The sequence below is a fragment of the Paracoccus tibetensis genome (assembly GCF_900102505.1).
Classification (GTDB): Bacteria; Pseudomonadota; Alphaproteobacteria; order Rhodobacterales; family Rhodobacteraceae; genus Paracoccus; species Paracoccus tibetensis.
The window spans coordinates 41941-59265 of record NZ_FMVT01000012.1; the positions used below are offsets into that span (position 1 = coordinate 41941).

The 17325-nt window shown below is 71.2% G+C and carries 15 protein-coding genes; all 15 read left to right on the plus strand.

The window, feature by feature from the left end:
* Nucleotides 1-55 precede the first annotated feature (55 nt).
* The 15 genes from tldD (at nt 56) to ftsH (ending at nt 17223) form a co-directional block, all read left to right on the plus strand.
* Nucleotides 56-1477: a metalloprotease TldD gene (tldD, locus tag BLP73_RS15575; protein ID WP_090746761.1), complete on the plus strand. Its 1422-nt coding sequence runs from the start codon at nt 56-58 to the stop codon at nt 1475-1477.
* A gap of 82 nt (nt 1478-1559) precedes the next feature.
* The gene (gene dprA, locus BLP73_RS15580) at nt 1560-2729 is read left to right on the plus strand and encodes a DNA-processing protein DprA (protein WP_090746764.1); all 1170 of its coding nucleotides are present in this window, start codon (nt 1560-1562) and stop codon (nt 2727-2729) included.
* A gap of 95 nt (nt 2730-2824) precedes the next feature.
* The gene (topA, locus tag BLP73_RS15585; protein WP_090746919.1) at nt 2825-5509 is read left to right on the plus strand and encodes a type I DNA topoisomerase; all 2685 of its coding nucleotides are present in this window, start codon (nt 2825-2827) and stop codon (nt 5507-5509) included.
* Nucleotides 5510-5601: 92 nt separating this feature from the next.
* On the plus strand, nt 5602-6306 hold the full coding sequence (locus BLP73_RS15590; protein WP_090746768.1) for a CoA transferase subunit A: 705 nt from the start codon (nt 5602-5604) through the stop codon (nt 6304-6306).
* A complete protein-coding gene (locus BLP73_RS15595) occupies nt 6306-6944 on the plus strand; it encodes a CoA transferase subunit B (protein ID WP_090746771.1) in 639 nt (212 codons plus the stop codon). Before BLP73_RS15590 ends, BLP73_RS15595 begins: the two co-directional genes overlap by 1 nt.
* A gap of 81 nt (nt 6945-7025) precedes the next feature.
* On the plus strand, nt 7026-7598 hold the full coding sequence (locus BLP73_RS15600) for a hypothetical protein (RefSeq protein ID WP_090746774.1): 573 nt from the start codon (nt 7026-7028) through the stop codon (nt 7596-7598).
* The gene (gene ybgC / locus BLP73_RS15605; RefSeq protein ID WP_090746777.1) at nt 7595-7990 is read left to right on the plus strand and encodes a tol-pal system-associated acyl-CoA thioesterase; all 396 of its coding nucleotides are present in this window, start codon (nt 7595-7597) and stop codon (nt 7988-7990) included. Before BLP73_RS15600 ends, ybgC begins: the two co-directional genes overlap by 4 nt.
* 169 nt (nt 7991-8159) lie before the next feature.
* The gene (gene tolQ, locus BLP73_RS15610; protein ID WP_090746922.1) at nt 8160-8858 is read left to right on the plus strand and encodes a protein TolQ; all 699 of its coding nucleotides are present in this window, start codon (nt 8160-8162) and stop codon (nt 8856-8858) included.
* Nucleotides 8855-9310: an ExbD/TolR family protein gene (locus BLP73_RS15615; protein WP_090746780.1), complete on the plus strand. Its 456-nt coding sequence runs from the start codon at nt 8855-8857 to the stop codon at nt 9308-9310. The genes tolQ and BLP73_RS15615 overlap by 4 nt, the downstream gene beginning before the upstream one ends.
* Before the next feature lie 3 nt (nt 9311-9313).
* Nucleotides 9314-11176, plus strand: a complete 1863-nt coding sequence (locus BLP73_RS15620; protein WP_090746783.1) for a hypothetical protein — start codon at nt 9314-9316, stop codon at nt 11174-11176.
* A 58-nt stretch (nt 11177-11234) separates the two neighbouring features.
* Nucleotides 11235-12566: a Tol-Pal system beta propeller repeat protein TolB gene (gene tolB, locus BLP73_RS15625; RefSeq protein WP_090746785.1), complete on the plus strand. Its 1332-nt coding sequence runs from the start codon at nt 11235-11237 to the stop codon at nt 12564-12566.
* A gap of 7 nt (nt 12567-12573) precedes the next feature.
* Nucleotides 12574-13107 (plus strand): peptidoglycan-associated lipoprotein Pal, encoded by a 534-nt coding sequence (pal, locus tag BLP73_RS15630; RefSeq protein WP_090746788.1) that lies wholly within the window; start codon nt 12574-12576, stop codon nt 13105-13107.
* Nucleotides 13104-14030, plus strand: a complete 927-nt coding sequence (locus tag BLP73_RS15635; protein ID WP_245686697.1) for a tetratricopeptide repeat protein — start codon at nt 13104-13106, stop codon at nt 14028-14030. Before pal ends, BLP73_RS15635 begins: the two co-directional genes overlap by 4 nt.
* A gap of 10 nt (nt 14031-14040) precedes the next feature.
* Nucleotides 14041-15273, plus strand: a complete 1233-nt coding sequence (gene tilS / locus BLP73_RS15640) for a tRNA lysidine(34) synthetase TilS (RefSeq protein WP_090746791.1) — start codon at nt 14041-14043, stop codon at nt 15271-15273.
* A 57-nt stretch (nt 15274-15330) separates the two neighbouring features.
* The gene (ftsH, locus tag BLP73_RS15645) at nt 15331-17223 is read left to right on the plus strand and encodes an ATP-dependent zinc metalloprotease FtsH (RefSeq protein ID WP_090746794.1); all 1893 of its coding nucleotides are present in this window, start codon (nt 15331-15333) and stop codon (nt 17221-17223) included.
* Nucleotides 17224-17325: the final 102 nt, after the last annotated feature.

The window sequence follows — 17325 nt, forward strand, 5'->3', positions numbered from 1 at the left end:
GGAACGCGACCCGCTGCCGCGTCTGCCGCCCGGCGCCCCGCTTCAGGAGACCGCGATGAGCCGTGCCCCCTTCGATCCCTTCGCCAGCCTCCTCGACCGCGACGAGGCGCTGGCCATCCTGCAAGGAGCCGTCGCCGGGGCCGAGGACGGCGAGATCTTCCTCGAGCGCAGCCAGACCGAGGCGCTGACCTTCGACGACGGCCGGCTGCGCAACTCCAGCGCGATGGCGGGACAGGGCTTCGGCCTGCGCGCCGTGCGCGGCGAGGTGACAGGCTACGCCCACGCCACCGAAATTTCGGCCGCCGCCCTGCGCCGGGCCGCCGAGACGGCGCGCCTGGCCGTCGGCGCGGGCGGGGGGCAGCTGGCCGACCCCTCGCCGATGCGGCCGGTCGCGCTCTACCCGGCGCTGGACCCGGCCGAGGGCATCTCGGTCGCCGCCCGGATCGAGATGCTGCGCGAGATCGACGCCTATGTGCGGGCGCTCGACCCGCGGGTCGTGCAGGTGACGGTCAGCGTCGCCAGCGCGCTGCAGGAGGTCGCGATCCTGCGCCCCGAGGGCACGCTCGCGACCGATATCCGCCCGATGGCGCGACTGAATGTCGCAGTGATCGTCGAGAACAACGACCGCCGCGAAAGCGGCAGCGCCGGCGGCGGGGGGCGCATCGCGCTGACCGGCCTCATGGAGCCGGCGCATTGGCGGGCGGTCGTGGACGAGGCGCTGCGGATCGCGCTGGTCAACCTGCGCTCGGTCCCGGCGCCGGCCGGGGTGATGGATGTCGTCCTCGGCCCCGGCTGGCCCGGCATCCTGCTGCACGAGGCCGTCGGCCACGGGCTGGAGGGCGACTTCAACCGCAAGAAGGCCAGCGCCTTCGCCGGCCTGATGGGACAGCGCGTGGCGGCCAAGGGCGTGACCGTGGTCGATGACGGAACCCTTCCCGATCGCCGCGGCAGCATCAACATCGACGACGAGGGCACGCCCCCGGCGCGGAACGTGCTGATCGAGGACGGCATCCTCGTCGGCTACATGCAGGACCGCCAGAACGCCCGCCTCATGGGCGTCGCCCCCACCGGCAACGGCCGCCGCGAGAGCTTCGCCCATGTGCCGATGCCGCGCATGACCAACACCTACATGCCCGGCGGCGACGCCGACCCGGCCGCCATCCTGGCGGGCCTCAAGGACGGCATCTACGCCACCGGCTTCGGCGGCGGGCAGGTGGACATCACCAACGGCAAGTTCGTCTTCTCCTGCACCGAGGCCTACCGGGTGAAGAACGGCGTCATCGGCGACTCGATTCGCGGCGCGACGCTGATCGGCGACGGCGCCACCGCGCTGCAGCAGGTGCGCGCGGTCGGAAACGACATGGCGCTCGATCCCGGCATCGGCAATTGCGGCAAGCAGGGGCAATGGGTTCCCGTGGGGGTCGGCCAGCCGACGCTGATGATCGGCGGGCTGACCGTCGGAGGCTCGGCCGCGTAGATTTCTGCGCTGCGGGCCGCCGCGCTAACCGAATCTTAACCAAGCCTGCCGTATTCCTCATCTCGAATGAGGCGGAGGCGACATGGACAACGGGTTCGCATTTTTCGACACCCCCAACACCCCACACAGCCCGAAGGATGACGATCTCAGCTTCCTCCGTCTCATTCGCTCCCGGAAAGTGGGTCCGGCAACCTTTCACCGGCTGATCGCGGAACATGGCAGCGCGGCCGAGGCCCTGCGGGCGCTGCCGCAGATCGCGGCCGAGGCCGGGCTTGCCGATTACGAGGCATGTCCCGAAGGCGTGGCGGCGGCCGAGCTGAGCGCGGGCCGCCGGGCCGGCGCGCGGATGCTGCGCTGCGATTCCCCGCTCTACCCCGCCGCGCTGCGCGGCATCGACGGCGCGCCGCCCGTCCTCTGGGTGCGCGGCGATCCCGCCTGGCTAGCGCATCCGACGGTCGCGGTGATCGGCGCGCGCAACGCCTCCTCGCTCGGGCTTCGCATGGCGCGCGGCATGGCCGCGGGCCTCGGCGAGGCGGGGCTGGCCGTCGCCGCGGGCCTCGCGCGCGGCATCGACACGGCCGCCCACAACGCCGCCCTGCCGACCGGCACGATCGCGGTGATGGCCGGCGGCGTCGACGTGATCTACCCGGCCGAGAACGCGATCCTCGCCGCGCAGATCGCCGAGAAGGGCCTTCTCGTCTCCGAGCAGCCGCCGGGGACCGAGCCGGCGGCCCGCCACTTCCCCACCCGCAACCGCATCGTCTCGGGCCTTTCCCGCGCCGTGATCGTGATCGAGGCCGCGCACCGCTCGGGCACGCTGATCACCGCCAAGAACGCGCTGGACCAGGGGCGCGAGGTGATGGCGGTGCCGGGTCATCCGATGGATGCCCGCGCCGCCGGCTGCAACGCATTGATCCGCGACGGCGCCCTTCTTGTCCGCAGCGCCGCGGATGTCGTCGAGGCGCTGGCCGCGGCCGAGGACGCCCCCGTTGCGCGCCCCGCAGCCATCGCCGCACCCGTGCCAGCCCCGCAGCGTCTTGCTCCGGCGCCTGCCCGGCTGGCACGGGACAGCGGCGGGCCGGTGCAGCTGGAGGCACGCATCCTCTCGCGCCTCGGCCCCTCGCCGACCGAGGAGAACATGCTGATCCGCGATCTCGGCATCCCGGCCGCCATGGCCAGCGCCGCGATCCTGGCCCTGGAGCTGCAGGGCCGCGTGACCCGGATGGCGGGCGGGCGGCTGGCCCTGAGCTGAGGGGCCGGCGGGGGGGGGGCGGGTCCAAAGGCCCCGTTGACACGACCGGGCCCCGGACCCATGTTGCCGCCCCATTGCATCTGCCCGAGGTCTTCATGCCCGTTGTCGTCGTCGAATCTCCGGCCAAGGCCAAAACCATCGAGAAATATCTCGGCGGCGACTACCGCGTGCTCGCCAGCTTCGGCCATGTCCGCGACCTTCCCCCGAAGGACGGCAGTGTCGATCCCGACCATGACTTCGACATGAAATGGGAGGTCGCGGCCGACAGCAAGAAGCACCTCAAGGCGATCAAGGACGCGCTGAAGGACGACCAGAACCTGATCCTCGCCACCGACCCTGACCGCGAGGGCGAGGCGATCAGTTGGCACCTTCTGGAGGCGCTGGCCCCTGCCCTGAAGAAGGGCGCCGCGGTGAACCGCGTCACCTTCAACGCCATCACCAAGTCCGCCGTGACCGAGGCCATCGCCAAGCCTCGCCAGATCGACCAGCCGCTGGTCGATGCCTACCTGGCCCGCCGCGCGCTGGACTATCTTGTGGGCTTCAACCTCTCGCCGGTCCTCTGGCGCAAGCTGCCGGGCGCCAAGTCCGCCGGCCGCGTGCAGTCCGTCTGCCTGCGCCTGATCGTCGACCGCGAGATGGAGATCGAGGCCTTCAAGCCCCGCGAATACTGGTCCGTCCATGCCCGCCTCGCCACCCCCGCGGGCGAGGAATATGACGCGCAGCTCGTCTCGCTGGCCGGCTCGAAGCTCGACCGCTTCGATCTTGGCACGGCCGAGAAGGCCGCGATAGCCCTCAGCGCGGTGACCAGCCGCGATCTGACGGTCGCCAGCGTCACCGCCAAGCCCGCCAGCCGCAATCCCTGGCCGCCCTTCATGACCTCGACCCTCCAGCAGGAGGCGAGCCGCAAGCTGGGCATGGGCGCGAAGGCCTGCATGTCGGCGGCGCAGCGGCTCTACGAGGCGGGGCTGATCACCTACATGCGGACCGACGGGATCGACATGGCGCCCGAGGCGGTGATGTCGGCCCGCGACGCGATCAAGGCGAAGTTCGGCGAGAATTACCTGCCGAAGTCGCCGCGCATGTACAAGAACAAGGCCAAGAACGCGCAGGAAGCGCATGAATGCATCCGCCCGACTGACATGATGATGTCGCCGGACCGGCTGAAGGTCAGCGCGGACGACCAGCGCAAGCTTTATGACCTGATCTGGAAGCGCACCATCGCCAGCCAGATGGAAGCGGCGCGGATGGAGCGCACGACGGTCGAGATCGCCAGCCAGGATGCCCAGGTCGGCCTGCGCGCGACGGGCCAGGTGATGCTGTTCGACGGTTTCCTGCGCGTCTACGACCAAGGCCGCGACGATGACGAGGGCGAGGACAGCTCCCGCCTGCCCAAGATTGCCGAGGGCGAGGCCGCGCACCTTGTCCCCGCCGCCTTCGATGACGAATTGGCGAAGGCCCGCGAGAAGGGCGGCGATGCGATCAGCGCACCCGCCGGCCAGCGCGGCGCGCCGGGCCTGCTGACGGATGAACGCGCCGCGGCCGCCGCCCGCCAGCACTTCACCCAGCCCCCGCCCCGCTACACCGAGGCGACGCTGGTCAAGCGCATGGAGGAGCTGGGGATCGGCCGCCCCTCGACATATGCCAGCATCGTCACGACGATTCAGGACCGGGATTACGTCCGGAAGGATAAGAACCGCCTGATCCCCGAGGACAAGGGCCGGCTGGTCACGATCTTCCTGCTGAAATACTTCCCGCGCTATGTCAGCTACGACTTCACCGCCGACCTGGAAACCGAACTGGACGAGATCAGCGCGGGCGACCGGGTCTGGCGCGACGTTCTCGGCCGGTTCTGGAAGGATTTTTCTAAAGCGCTTGAAGGCACGTCCGAGCTGCGGATCACCGAGGTTCTGAACGCCATCGACGAGGCGCTGGCGCCGCATCTCTATCCGCCGCGGGCGGATGGGGGCGATCCGCGCGTCTGCCCGCTTTGCAACGCGGGGCGGCTGAACCTGAAGACGGCCCGCTCGGGCGGGGCCTTCATCGGCTGCACGAACTACCCCGAATGCCGCTACACGCGCCCCCTCTCGGCCCCTGATGGCGAGGCGCCGGTGGGCGACCGGGTGCTGGGCGAGGACGCGGGCGACCCGATCAGCCTCAAGACCGGGCGCTTCGGCCCCTATGTCCAGCGCGGCGAGGCGACCGAGGAGAACCCCAAGCCGCCGCGTGCCTCGATCCCCAAGGGCTGGGATGCGGCGAGCCTCGATCTTGAGAAGGCCGTGCAGCTTCTGGCCCTGCCCCGCCCCGTGGGGCCGCATCCCGAGGACGGCGTGCTGGTCGAGGCCGGCATCGGGCGCTTCGGCCCCTACGTCAAGCACGGCAGCAAATACGCCAACATCCCTGATGTGGACGAGGTCTTCACCATCGGCATGAACCGCGCGGTGGAGGTTCTCGCCTCCAAGCAGATCCGCGGCCGGGCACCGGCCGCCGCCCCGCTGCGCGAGATGGGCGATCACCCGGACGGCGGGGCGATCCAGGTGATGAACGGCCGCTACGGAGCCTATGTGAAGTGGGAGAAGGTGAACGCCACCCTGCCCCGCGACGTGCAGCCCGAGGACCTGACGCTGGAGCAGGCGCTGGAGCTGATCGCGGCCAAGGCGGCGAAGTCGCCCAAGAAGGCGACCAAGAAGCCGGCGGCCAAGAAGGCAGCGCCTGCAAGCAAGGCCACGGCCGCCGCGAAACCCAAGGCCAAGCCCAAGCCCAAGCCCAAGGCCGCCGAGTAGCGGCTGCGGGCGGTAACATCCCCTGCTGCAATTGACAGTCCGCGTCGCACGCCTACTGTGCAGGCGCAGAAACAGTCAGACGGGGGAGGCCGATGAAAAAGGTCTATGGCAGTGCCGACGAGGCGCTGGAGGGATTGCTTCATGACGGGATGTTCATCGCGGCGGGCGGCTTCGGCCTCTGCGGCATTCCCGAGCTTCTGATCGACGCGGTGGTGAAGTCGGGGGTCAAGGACCTCACCATCGCCAGCAACAATTGCGGCGTGGACGGGTTCGGCCTCGGCAAGCTCCTCGACACGCGGCAGATCCGGAAGATGATCTCCTCCTATGTCGGCGAGAATGCCGAGTTCATGCGCCAGTACCTCTCGGGCGAGCTGGAGCTGGAGTTCAACCCGCAAGGCACCCTGGCCGAGCGCATGCGCGCCGGCGGCAGCGGCATCCCGGGCTTCTACACCAAGACCGGCGTCGGCACCGTCATCGCCGAGGGCAAGGAAGTGAAGAACTTCGACGGCCAGGACTACATCCTCGAGCGCGGCATCGTCGCGGACCTGTCGATCGTGAAGGCATGGAAAGCGGATGACACCGGCAACCTGGTGTTCCGCAAGACCGCCCGCAACTTCAACCCGCCGGCGGCCATGTGCGGCAAGATCTGCGTCGCCGAAGTGGAAGAGATCGTTCCGCGGGGCAGCCTCGACCCTGACCTGATCCACCTGCCCGGCATCTACGTGCACCGGATCATCCAAGGCCAGCACGAGAAGCGCATCGAGCAGCGCACCACCCGCAAGAAGGAGACCGTCTGATGCCCCAAGCAGCTAAAGGGTGGGACCGCAACCAGATGGCGGCGCGGGCCGCGCAGGAGCTGGAAGACGGCATGTATGTCAACCTCGGCATCGGCATCCCGACGCTTGTGGCGAACTACGTGGGCGACAAGGACATCACCCTGCAATCCGAGAACGGCATGCTGGGCATGGGCCCCTTCCCCTATGAGGGCGAGGAGGACCCCGACCTCATCAACGCCGGCAAGCAGACCATCACCGAGCTGTCGCGCACGTCCTATTTCGACAGCGCGACCAGCTTCGGCATGATCCGCGGCGGCAAGATCGCGGCGGCGATCCTGGGCGCGATGGAGGTCTCGGAAGAGGGCGATCTGGCCAACTGGATGATCCCCGGCAAGCTGGTCAAGGGCATGGGCGGCGCGATGGACCTGGTCGCGGGCGTCGGCCGGGTCATCGTGGTGATGGACCACACCAACAAGGCCGGCGAGAGCAAGGTGCTGAAGGCTTGCACCCTGCCGCTGACCGGCAAGGCCGTGGTGGACCGGATCATCACCAACCTCGGCGTTCTGGACGTCGTGCCGGGCGGGCTCAAGATCGTCGAGCTGGCCGATGGCGTCTCCGAGGACGAACTGCGCGCCTCGACTGAGGCGACCATCGTCTGAGCGGCGTCGCCGCGGCATGGGGCTCTGCCTCCATCGCCCGCGGCGGCTCCCCCCGGTTATTTCTTGTGAAGGTGGTTGGGCATGGAGGCCGAGCGGATCGCCGCGCTGTTCACGCGCGAGGACGGCAGCTTTCTCTGCGCGCGGTGGGGCCGGCCGGTCGCGCCGGTGATCTTCGGACTGGCCGAGGAGAGCCTTGCGATCTTCAGCGCTGCGATCCGGGCCGGGTTCGCCCATGCCGGACATCCCGTCGCCGAGACCGATCCCGAGATGGGCGCCAACCTCATGGTCTTCGCGGTGCGGGACTGGGACGAACTGGCGGGCGTGCCGGACTTCGATCTCCTGACCGGGCAGCCGGGCCTGCCGGGCCGGCTGTCGCGCAGCGGCGCCGACCAGTACCGCATCCAGCGTTTCGACGCCGATGGCGGCATCCGCGCCTGCGTGATGCTGCTGCGGCTCGGCGGGGCGCTGTCCGAGGCGCACCCTGCCGCGCTGGCCGAGGCGCTGACGATGCGCGCCGCCCTGAGTTTCGCGACCGAGATCGCGCCCGAGCCCTCGGTCGCCGCGCTGATCCGCGCCGCCTATGACCCGGTCCTGCCGGTCGCGGCCCGTGATCCCTCGCATGCGCTGCGGCTGGCGGCACGGCTGGTGCGATGACCCATCGCCTGTCCCTGCGCGTCTATTATGAGGACACCGACCTTGCCGGAATCGTCTATTACGCCAATTACCTGAAGTTCATCGAGCGCGGCCGCAGCGAGTGGCTGCGCGAACTGGGCGTGGACCAGGCCGCGCTGAAGCGGCAGGGGCGCGTCTTCGCCGTGCGCCGGATCGAGGCGGACTACCTGCGCCCCGCCCTCTACGACGACCTTCTGAGCGTCGAGACCAGCCTGGGCGAGTCCGCCCGGGCGCGCCTCGTGCTCGAGCAGAGGGTGCTGCGCGGCGAGGAGACGCTGTTTTCCGCGCGGGTCATCATCGCCTGCCTGGATGCCGCGGGCCGGCCCGTGCGGCTGCCGGACGGGCTGCCGGCGCTGCTGGGCGGCAAGAGCTGAGGGCGCGGCGGCGCCCTGTGCCCCGCGCGGGACAGGAGGCGGGAATTTGCTGTAAAGTGACGCCATTGTGTTGCGCCGGGGGCTGAAAGCCGTGTCAGGAACGCGGTAGAAGGCGCGCAAGCCCGCCGGCCCGGTGCAGCAGGCGGATCAAGACGATGAGGCAGTGAAGATGGAACCCATTCAGGCCGCCGAGGCCATCGATTTCTCCGCCGTGGCGCTGTTCATGCGCTCCTCGCTGACCGTGCAGGTGGTGATGGTCATGCTGATCGCCGCCTCGTTCTGGGGCTGGGCGATCATCGTGCAGAAGTATCTGGTCTTCGCCCGCGCCCGGCGCGAGGCGGCGCAGTTCGACCGCGCCTTCTGGTCGGGCGAGCCGCTGGACGATCTCTATGACCGGCTCGGCGACCGGCCCAAAGGCGCGTCCGAGCGGATCTTCGCGGCCGGCATGACCGAGTGGCGGCGCAGCCATCGCGACGACGGCCGCCTGATTCCCGGCGGCATCCCCCGCATCGACCGCGCCATGAACGTCGCCATCCAGCGCGAGGAGCAGCGGCTGTTCCGCGGCCTCTCGTTCCTGGCGACCGTCGGATCGACCGCGCCGTTCATCGGCCTCTTCGGGACGGTCTGGGGGATCAAGACCGCCTTCGAGGGGATCGCGCTGAGCCAGGACACCAGCCTCGCCGTCGTCGCGCCCGGCATCGCCGAGGCGCTGCTGGCCACCGCGCTCGGCCTTGTCGCGGCCATCCCGGCCGTCGTCTTCTACAACAAGCTCTCGGGCGACGCGGACCGCATCACCGGCGCTTGGGAAAACTTCGCCGACGAGTTCAGCACGCTGCTCTCGCGCCAGATCCAGGAACCCGCGGCATGAGCGCATCCGTCGTCAAGCGCGAGGCCCGCAAGGGGCGCGGACGGCGGCGCAACGCGCCCATGTCCGAGATCAACGTCACGCCCTTCGTGGACGTGATGCTGGTCCTGCTGATCATCTTCATGGTCGCCGCGCCCCTGATGACGGCCGGCGTGCCGCTGAACCTGCCGCAAACCGCGGCGAATGCCGTGCCGACCGAGCAGGAGGAGCCGCTGGTCATCTCGGTCCCGGTCGAGGGGCCGACGCTGCTGATGGACCAGCCCATCGGGGATGACGAGATGGTCACCCGCCTGCGCGCAGTCATTGCCGAGCGGCAGTCATCGCGGGTCTTCCTGCGCGCGGATGGGGGCATTCCCTATGCGCGCGTCGTGCAGATCATGGGCGCGCTGAACGCGGCGGGCATCACCGACATCGTCCTGGTCACCGAGACCGGCGGCCCGCGCATGGACGGCTGAGCGATGGCGGATCGGGAAGAGCGGATCGGCAGGTGGGTTTCGGGGGGCGCGCATGGCGCGCTGATCCTCTGGGCCGTGCTTGGCGGCGCGCTGTTCCGGCCGCAGCCGACGACGCCGGTGCGCAGCACGCAGGTCTCGACCATTTCGGGCGCCGAGTTCGAGGCGCTGGCCGCGGCCTCGCGCGGGGCGGGTCCCGTGGGGGCCGAGGCGACGGCCGTGGCGACGCTGCCCGCCCCCGCCGCCGACGAGGCGGCCGCGCCCCCCGCGGGCACGACCGCGCCGCAGTCGCAGGCCGCGGCCGAGCTGCCGCCGCCGGGCGACGCTGAAGCCGCGCCTGACCTGAGCGATTTTGGCGCGCAGGAGCCCGTCGCGGTGGCCAGCGAGCTTGCCCCGCCGCCCACGCCCCCCGCACCCGCCGCCGAGGCGCTGCCCTCTGCGCCGGTGGCCGAGGCCGCCCCGCAGCAGGCCACGGCGCCGGTGCTGGATGCGCCGATCCCGCCGCGCTCGGCGCTGGCGCTGGACGCATCGCCCCGCCCGGTGGAGCGCCCGGCCGACCTGGTCGCCGCGCGCGAGCGGCGCCTCGCGGAACGCGCCGCCGCCGAGGAGGCCGCGCGCCTTGCGGCCGAGGCGGCGACCCGCGCCGAAGCCGAACGCCAGGCCGCGGCCGAGGCCGCCGCCGCCGAGGCCGCGCGCCAGGCTGCGGCTGCCGCCGAGCGGGCCGAGGCGGAACGCCAGGCCGCCGCGCGCGCCGAGGCCGAGCAGCGCGCCGCCGCGGACCGCGCGGCCGAGGAGCGTCGTGCCGCCGAGGCCGCCGCCCGCGCCGAAGACGAACGCCGCGCGGCTGCTGCCCGCGCCGAGGAAGAACAGCGCGCCGCCGAGGCCCGTGCAGCTGACGAGCGCCGGGCCGCAGAAGCCGCGGCGGCCGCGGCCGAAGAACGCCGGGCGGCCGAGGCCGCCGCCCGCGCCGAGGAAGAGCGCCGTGCAGCCGCCGCTCGCGCCGAGGAGGAACGTCTCGCCGCCGAGCGGCGGGCCGAGGAACAGCGCCGCGCCGCCGAGGCCGCCCGCGCCGAAGAGGAACGTCGCGCGGCCGCCGAGCGCGACGCCGAGGCGCGCCGGGCCGCGGCTGAGCGCGAGGAGGCCGAGCGCCGCGCCGCCGCCGCCCGCGCCGAGGAGGAACGCCGCGCTGCCGCCGAAGCCGCCGAACGTCAGGCCGCCGCCCGCGAGGCCGCCGAGCGGCAGGCGCTGGAGGACGCGCTGCGCGAGGCGCAGCAGGGACAGGCGGGCGCGGCAGGCACCGACACCGCCTCGACCGGGGACGCCTTCGGCGGCGACCGGCAGCGGATCGAGGGCGGCGACGGCGCTTCGGCCGGCCTCGACCCGCTGGCGGCGGCCCTGGCGGGCGCCCTGTCCGGCAGCGGCGGCGAGGCGGCTCCGGCGCCCGTGCCGGGTGACGTGATGCAGCTTGCGCCGGGGGTGGTCCGCCCTCTCCCGCCGCTTGACGAGGAGGCCGATGCGGGTGCCGCGGGCCGCCAGCTTCCGATGGGCGCGCCGCTGTCGCAGGCCGAGCGCGACGGGCTGCGCGTCGCCATCCAGGACTGCTGGAACGTCGGCGCACTGTCGGTCGAGGCGGCGCAGATGTCGGTCTCGGTCTCGTTCTCGCTCGGACCGGACGGGGTGCCGGAGCCGGGCAGCCTGCGCATCTCGGACTTTCGCGGCGGCTCGGCCGGGGCGGCGCAGCAGGCTTTCGACGTCGCCCGCCGGGCGATCCTGATGTGCGGGAGCCGCGGCTTCGACCTGCCGGGCGCGAAATACGGCCGCTGGCGCGACGTCGATGTGACGTTCCGCCCGGACGGCATTGATTTCTGACATGAAACGGCCACCGGCGCGGCTTCCGCCCGGCCCGCAGCTGAAGTAAGAGGACGCCATGTTCGCCAAGCTGACCCTTGCCCCCGCCCTCGTCTCGGCTCTCGCGCTGAGCCTTGCGGGCGCGACCGCCCTGCCGGCCCTCGCGCAGGAGGGCCCGCTGCGGATCGAGATCACCGACGGCGTGGTTGAGCCAATGACCATCGCCATCCCGGCCTTCCACGGCGATGCCGAACTTGCCGCGCGCGTGCGGCAGGTCGTGGCCGACGACCTGACCGGCACCGGCCTCTTCCGCGAGATCCCGGCCGAGGCCCATATCGCCCGCCCCGCCAGCTTCACCGAGGCGGTCAGCTACGAGGACTGGCGCGCGGTCAATGCCCAAGGCCTCGTCTCGGCCGAGGTGACGCGGAACGGCGAGGACATCAGCGTGCGCTTCCGGCTGTTCGACGTCGTCTCGGGCCAGCCGCAGGGCGACGGGATGCAGTTCGACGCCCGTGCGACCGACTGGCGCCGGGCGGCGCACAAGATCGCGGACCAGATCTATGCCCGGCTGACGGGCGAGCGGCCTTATTTCGACAGCCGCGTCGCCTTCGTGCAGGAGACGGGGCCGAAGAACGCCCGCATCAAGCGGATCGGCGTGATGGACTATGACGGCGCGAACGTGCGCTGGATGACCGACAGCTCGTCGCTGGTGCTGGCCCCGCGCTTCTCGCCCGACGGGCGGCGGCTGCTTTATACCAGCTGGGACAGCGGCTTCCCGCAGATCCGCATGATGGACGTCGCCAGCGTCACCTCGCGCCCGGTCACGCAGGACGGCGCGACCATGGCCTTCTCGCCGACCTTCAGCCCCGACGGGCGCTGGATCGCCTATTCGCGCGAGCAGGGCGGCAACACCGACATCTGGCTGATGGACGCCGGCACCGGCGCGCAGCGTCCGCTGACGAACGCCCCATCGATCGAGACCTCGCCAAGCTTCAGCCCCGATGGCAGCCGCATCGTCTTCGAAAGCGACCGTTCGGGCAGCCCGCAGCTCTACATCATGGGCCTCGACGGGGGCGAGCCGTCGCGGATCAGCTTCGGGGACGGGCGCTACGGCACGCCGGCCTGGTCGCCCAAGGGCGACATGATCGCCTTCACCAAGCGCATCGGCGAACGCTTCCATATCGGCGTCATGCGCACCGACGGCTCGGGCGAGCGGACCCTGACGGAGTCGTTTCTTGACGAGGGTCCGACCTGGGCGCCCAATGGCCGCGTGGTCATGTTCACCCGCGTGACCCCCGGCGGAACCGGCGCGCCCCGCCTGCATTCGGTAGACATCACGGGGCGCAACATGCGACCGCTGAACCTGGATTTCGCCGCCTCGGACCCGTCCTGGGGCCCGCTGCTGCCATGAGGATGACATGACCCACGCCCTGACCAAGCCCGCCCTTCTGGCCTGCCTGCTGGGCCTTGCCGCCTGCGCCCAGCCTGCCCCGCCGCCGCCGGTGATCGATCCCTATGCTCAGACCGGCGCCGGCGCCGTCTACCAGGGCAACCTGCCCGGCGGCGTGCTGGGGGCCGAGGCGACCGCGCAGTATTTCCGCGGGCAGGTCGGCGACACCGTCCTCTTCGCCGCCGAGCAGACCGCGCTGACGCCCGAGGCCCGCAGCATTCTGACCCGGCAGGCGCAGTGGCTGAACCAGCACGCGAACTTCACCGCCGTGGTGCAAGGCCATGCCGAGGAAACGGGCACGCGCGAATACAACCTCGCGCTCGGTGCCCGCAGGGCGAGCGCGGTGCAGGAATACCTGGTCGCGCAGGGCGTCGCCCCCGGCCGCATCCGCACCCTCAGCTTCGGCAAGGAGCGCCCGGCCGAGACCTGCTCGGACGAAAGCTGCTACGCCCGCAACCGCCGCGCCGTCACCGTCGTCAGCGACAGCGGGGCCGGCCTGTGATCCGCAGCGCGGCCCTCGCTTCGCTGCTGGCGCTCGGCCTTGCCGGCCTTCCCGCGCCGCTGACGGCGCAGGAGCCGGCCGGCACCACCGTCGCGGACATGCGCGCGCAGCTGGCCGAGGTCCGCACGCAATTGCAGCAGCTTCGGGCCGAGCTGGTCGCATCGGGTCCGGCGGGCTTTCAGGCCGTCGGCGGCGATGCGGCCATCGACCGGATGAACGCGATGGAAGCGCGGCTGATGCAGCTGACCGACCAGGCCGAGCGGCTGCAGAACCGCATCAGCCGCATCGCGACGGACAGCGAGCGGCGCCTGTCGGATCTCGAGTTCCGGCTCTGCGAGATGGACGAGAGCTGCGATCTGAGCGCGCTGACCGTCCCCGCCCGCAGCGCCGACTCCGCGCCCGAACTGGCGCCCTCGGCCCCGGCCGTCGCCATTGACCCGCGCCCGGGCACCGCCGCCACCGCCGCCGAGCAGACCGATTTCGACGCCGCGCGTCAGGCGCTGGACGCTGGCGACAACCTGCGCGCGGCCGAGATGTTCGCCGCCGTGGCCGAGACCCATGCTGGCGGGCCGCTGACGGCCGAGGCGCTGTTCCTGCGCGGCACCGCGCTCGACCGGGCCGGCCAGCCGCGCCAGGCGGCCGCGGCCTGGCTCGAGGGCTTCTCGGCCGACCCTGACGGCCCCCGCGCCGGCGAGAGCCTTCTGGGCATCGCGGGCGTCATCGAGTCCCAGGGCGACGCCACTGCCGCCTGCCTCTATCTGTCCGAGATCGCCGCGCGCTTTCCCGGCACGCCCCCTGCCGCCGAGGCCGAGCAGCGCGTGATGCGCCTCGGCTGCGGGGTGAACGATCTCGGCGCGCTCGACCCGCTTCTGGACCCGAACCTCGACCCCGAGGCCGCGGCGGACCTGGCCGAGCACGATTGAGACCGCCGCGATGACCAGCCCCTCCGATCCCGTCGGCCGCATCCGCGCCGCGCTGGACCGGCTTGCGGGCGACATGCCCGCGCTCGGCCTTGCGGTCTCGGGCGGCGGGGATTCGGTGGCGCTGATGCAGGTGGCCGCGGAATGGGCGCAGGGCCGGCGCATCATGATCGCCACGGTGGATCACGGCCTGCGCGCAGGCAGCGCGGCCGAGGCGCAGCAGGTCGCGCGGCAGGCGCGGATGCTTGGGCTGCCGCACGCGATCCTGCTGTGGCGCCGGGACACCGAGGCCGGCAACCTGATGGCGCAGGCGCGGGACGCGCGGCTGCGGCTGCTGTCGGGCTGGGCCGTCCGCAACGAGCTTCCGGCCGTCGCGCTCGGCCATACCTCGGACGACATGGCCGAGACGCTGCTGATGCGCCTTGGCCGCGGGGCCGGCATCGACGGGCTGGCCGGCATGGCCCCCTGGCGCGACGCCTTCGGGATGCGCTGGCTGCGCCCCATGCTGGGGGTGGACCGGGCCGCGCTGCGCGCCTGGCTGACCGAGCGCGGCATCGACTGGATCGACGATCCCTCGAACGAGAACACCGACTTCGAGCGCGTACGCACCCGTCAGGCGATGGCCGCGCTCGGCCTCGATGCCGCGGCGCTGGCGGCCTCGGCCCGCCACTTGGCCGAGGCGCGCGACGCGCTGTCGGCCTATGCCCTGCACATCGCCCGCGATGCCGAGGCCGACCGCGGCAGCCTGGTGATCGACCGCTCGGCCCTGCGCGAGGCCCCGCCCGAGATCCGCCGCCGCCTTCTGGTCGCGGCCTGCCGGTGGGTCACCGGCGCCGACTACCCGCCGCGCCGCGCGACGCTGGTCCATGCGCTGGAGGCGGTGATGACCGGCGGGCGGGTGACGCTGGACGGAACGATGATCACCCATGACGGCGGCCGGCTGCGGATCGCGCGCGAGGCCGCCGCGGCGCAGCGCAGCCCGGCGACGACCGGCGTCATCTGGGACCGCCGCTGGCGAATCGAGGGGCTGCCCCACGCGACGCACATCGCGGCGGCCGGCCCCGAGGCGCTGTCGCGGCTGCGCTGGCGCGACAGCGGCCTCAGCCGCGACGAGGCCGCGGCAAGTCCTGGGATCTGGGGCGGAACCCGCCTTCTGGCCGCCCCGGTGCTGGAAGAGGCCCCCGGCCTGCGTGCCGAGCCGCTGCGCGACGCGGCAGATTTCCGCAGGCTCGTGAAGGCGCATTGAACCTTTGCCGAATATCCCTATTTTCAAGCCATATCTCACCCGCTGGAGGAGCCTCTTTTGGGCAACGCACGAAATCTCGCCTTCTGGGTCGTCCTGTTTCTGATGATCCTGGCGTTGTTCAACCTGTTCAGCGACGGCAGCGGGACGATGAACAGCCGCCAGATCAGTTACTCGGAGTTCCTGCAGCGTGTTCAGAACGACCAGGTCACGGCGGTCACCATCGACGGCGAGGATGTCGTGATCACCGGCACGGACGGGCAGCAATATGCCACCGTGCGTCCCCTGGGCGAAGACATCGCCGACCGGCTGGTCCAGCGCGGTGTCGACGTGCGCGTGGTCAAGCAGCAGAGCAGCGGCTTCGTGTCGATGCTGGGCGTCTGGCTGCCCTTCATCCTGCTGATCGGCGTCTGGATCTTCTTCATGAACCGGATGCAGGGCGGCGGCAAGGGCGGCGCGATGGGCTTTGGCAAGTCGCGCGCCAAGCTCCTGACCGAGAAATCGGGCCGCGTCACCTTCGACGATGTGGCCGGCATCGACGAGGCCAAGGAAGAGCTGGAAGAAATTGTCGAGTTTCTCCGCAACCCGCAGAAGTTCAGCCGCCTCGGCGGCAAGATCCCGAAAGGCGCGCTGCTGGTCGGCCCTCCGGGCACCGGCAAGACCCTTCTCGCCCGCGCCATCGCCGGCGAGGCAGGCGTGCCGTTCTTCACCATTTCGGGCTCGGACTTCGTCGAGATGTTCGTCGGCGTCGGCGCCAGCCGCGTCCGCGACATGTTCGAGCAAGCGAAGAAATCCGCCCCCTGCATCCTCTTCATCGACGAGATCGACGCGGTGGGCCGCGCCCGCGGCGTCGGCATCGGCGGCGGCAATGACGAGCGCGAGCAGACGCTGAACCAGCTGCTGGTCGAGATGGACGGGTTCGAGGCGAACGAAGGCATCATCATCGTCGCCGCGACCAACCGCAAGGACGTGCTGGACCCCGCCCTGCTGCGTCCCGGCCGCTTCGACCGCCAGATCCACGTCCCGAACCCCGACATCAAGGGCCGCGAGAAGATCCTGTCCGTCCATGCCCGCAAGGTGCCGGTCGGCCCCGATGTGGACCTGCGGATCATCGCCCGCGGCACGCCGGGCTTCTCGGGCGCGGACCTGATGAACCTCGTGAACGAGGCCGCGCTGATGGCCGCCCGCATCGGCCGGCGCTTCGTCAGCATGGAAGATTTCGAGAATGCCAAGGACAAGGTCATGCTGGGCGTCGAGCGCCGCAGCCTGGTCCTGACGCCCGAGCAGAAGGAAAAGACCGCCTATCACGAGGCCGGCCACGCCGTCGTGGGCCTGTCGCTGCCGAAATGCGACCCGGTCTACAAGGCCACGATCATCCCGCGCGGCGGCGCGCTCGGCATGGTGGTCAGCCTGCCCGAGATGGACCGTCTGAACTTCCACAAGGACGAGGCCAAGCAGAAGATCACGATGACCATGGCCGGCAAGGCCGCCGAGATCATCAAGTATGGCGAAGAGGGCGTCTCGAACGGCCCGGCCGGCGACATCATGCAGGCCAGCGCCCTGGCGCGTGCGATGGTGATGCGCTGGGGCATGTCCGACAAGGTCGGCGCGGTGGACTATGCCGAGGCGCACGAAGGCTACAACGGCAGCACCGGCGGCTTCTCGGTCTCGGCCGCGACCAAGGAACTGATCGAACAGGAAGTCCGCGAGCTGATCGAGGACGGCTATCAGGAAGCGCGCCGCATCCTGATCGAGAAGGAGGTCGAGTTCGAACGCCTCGCCAAGGGCCTTCTGGAATACGAGACCCTGACGGGCGAGGAGATCGGCAAGATCATCCGCGGCGATTCGCTGGACGGCGGCGACGACGACACACCGGCCAGCGTCATCCCCTCGGTCATCGCGATCCCGAAGGCCGGCAAGCCCGCACCGGGCGGCGATCCCGCCCCGGCCTGAGCAGCCCCTCAAAGCCTTCAAGAAGCCCCGGCCTACGCCGGGGCTTCTTCGTTTTCCGGCATCTCGCGGCGGGCGGCGCCTTGTCGCCACACCTTCCGCTGC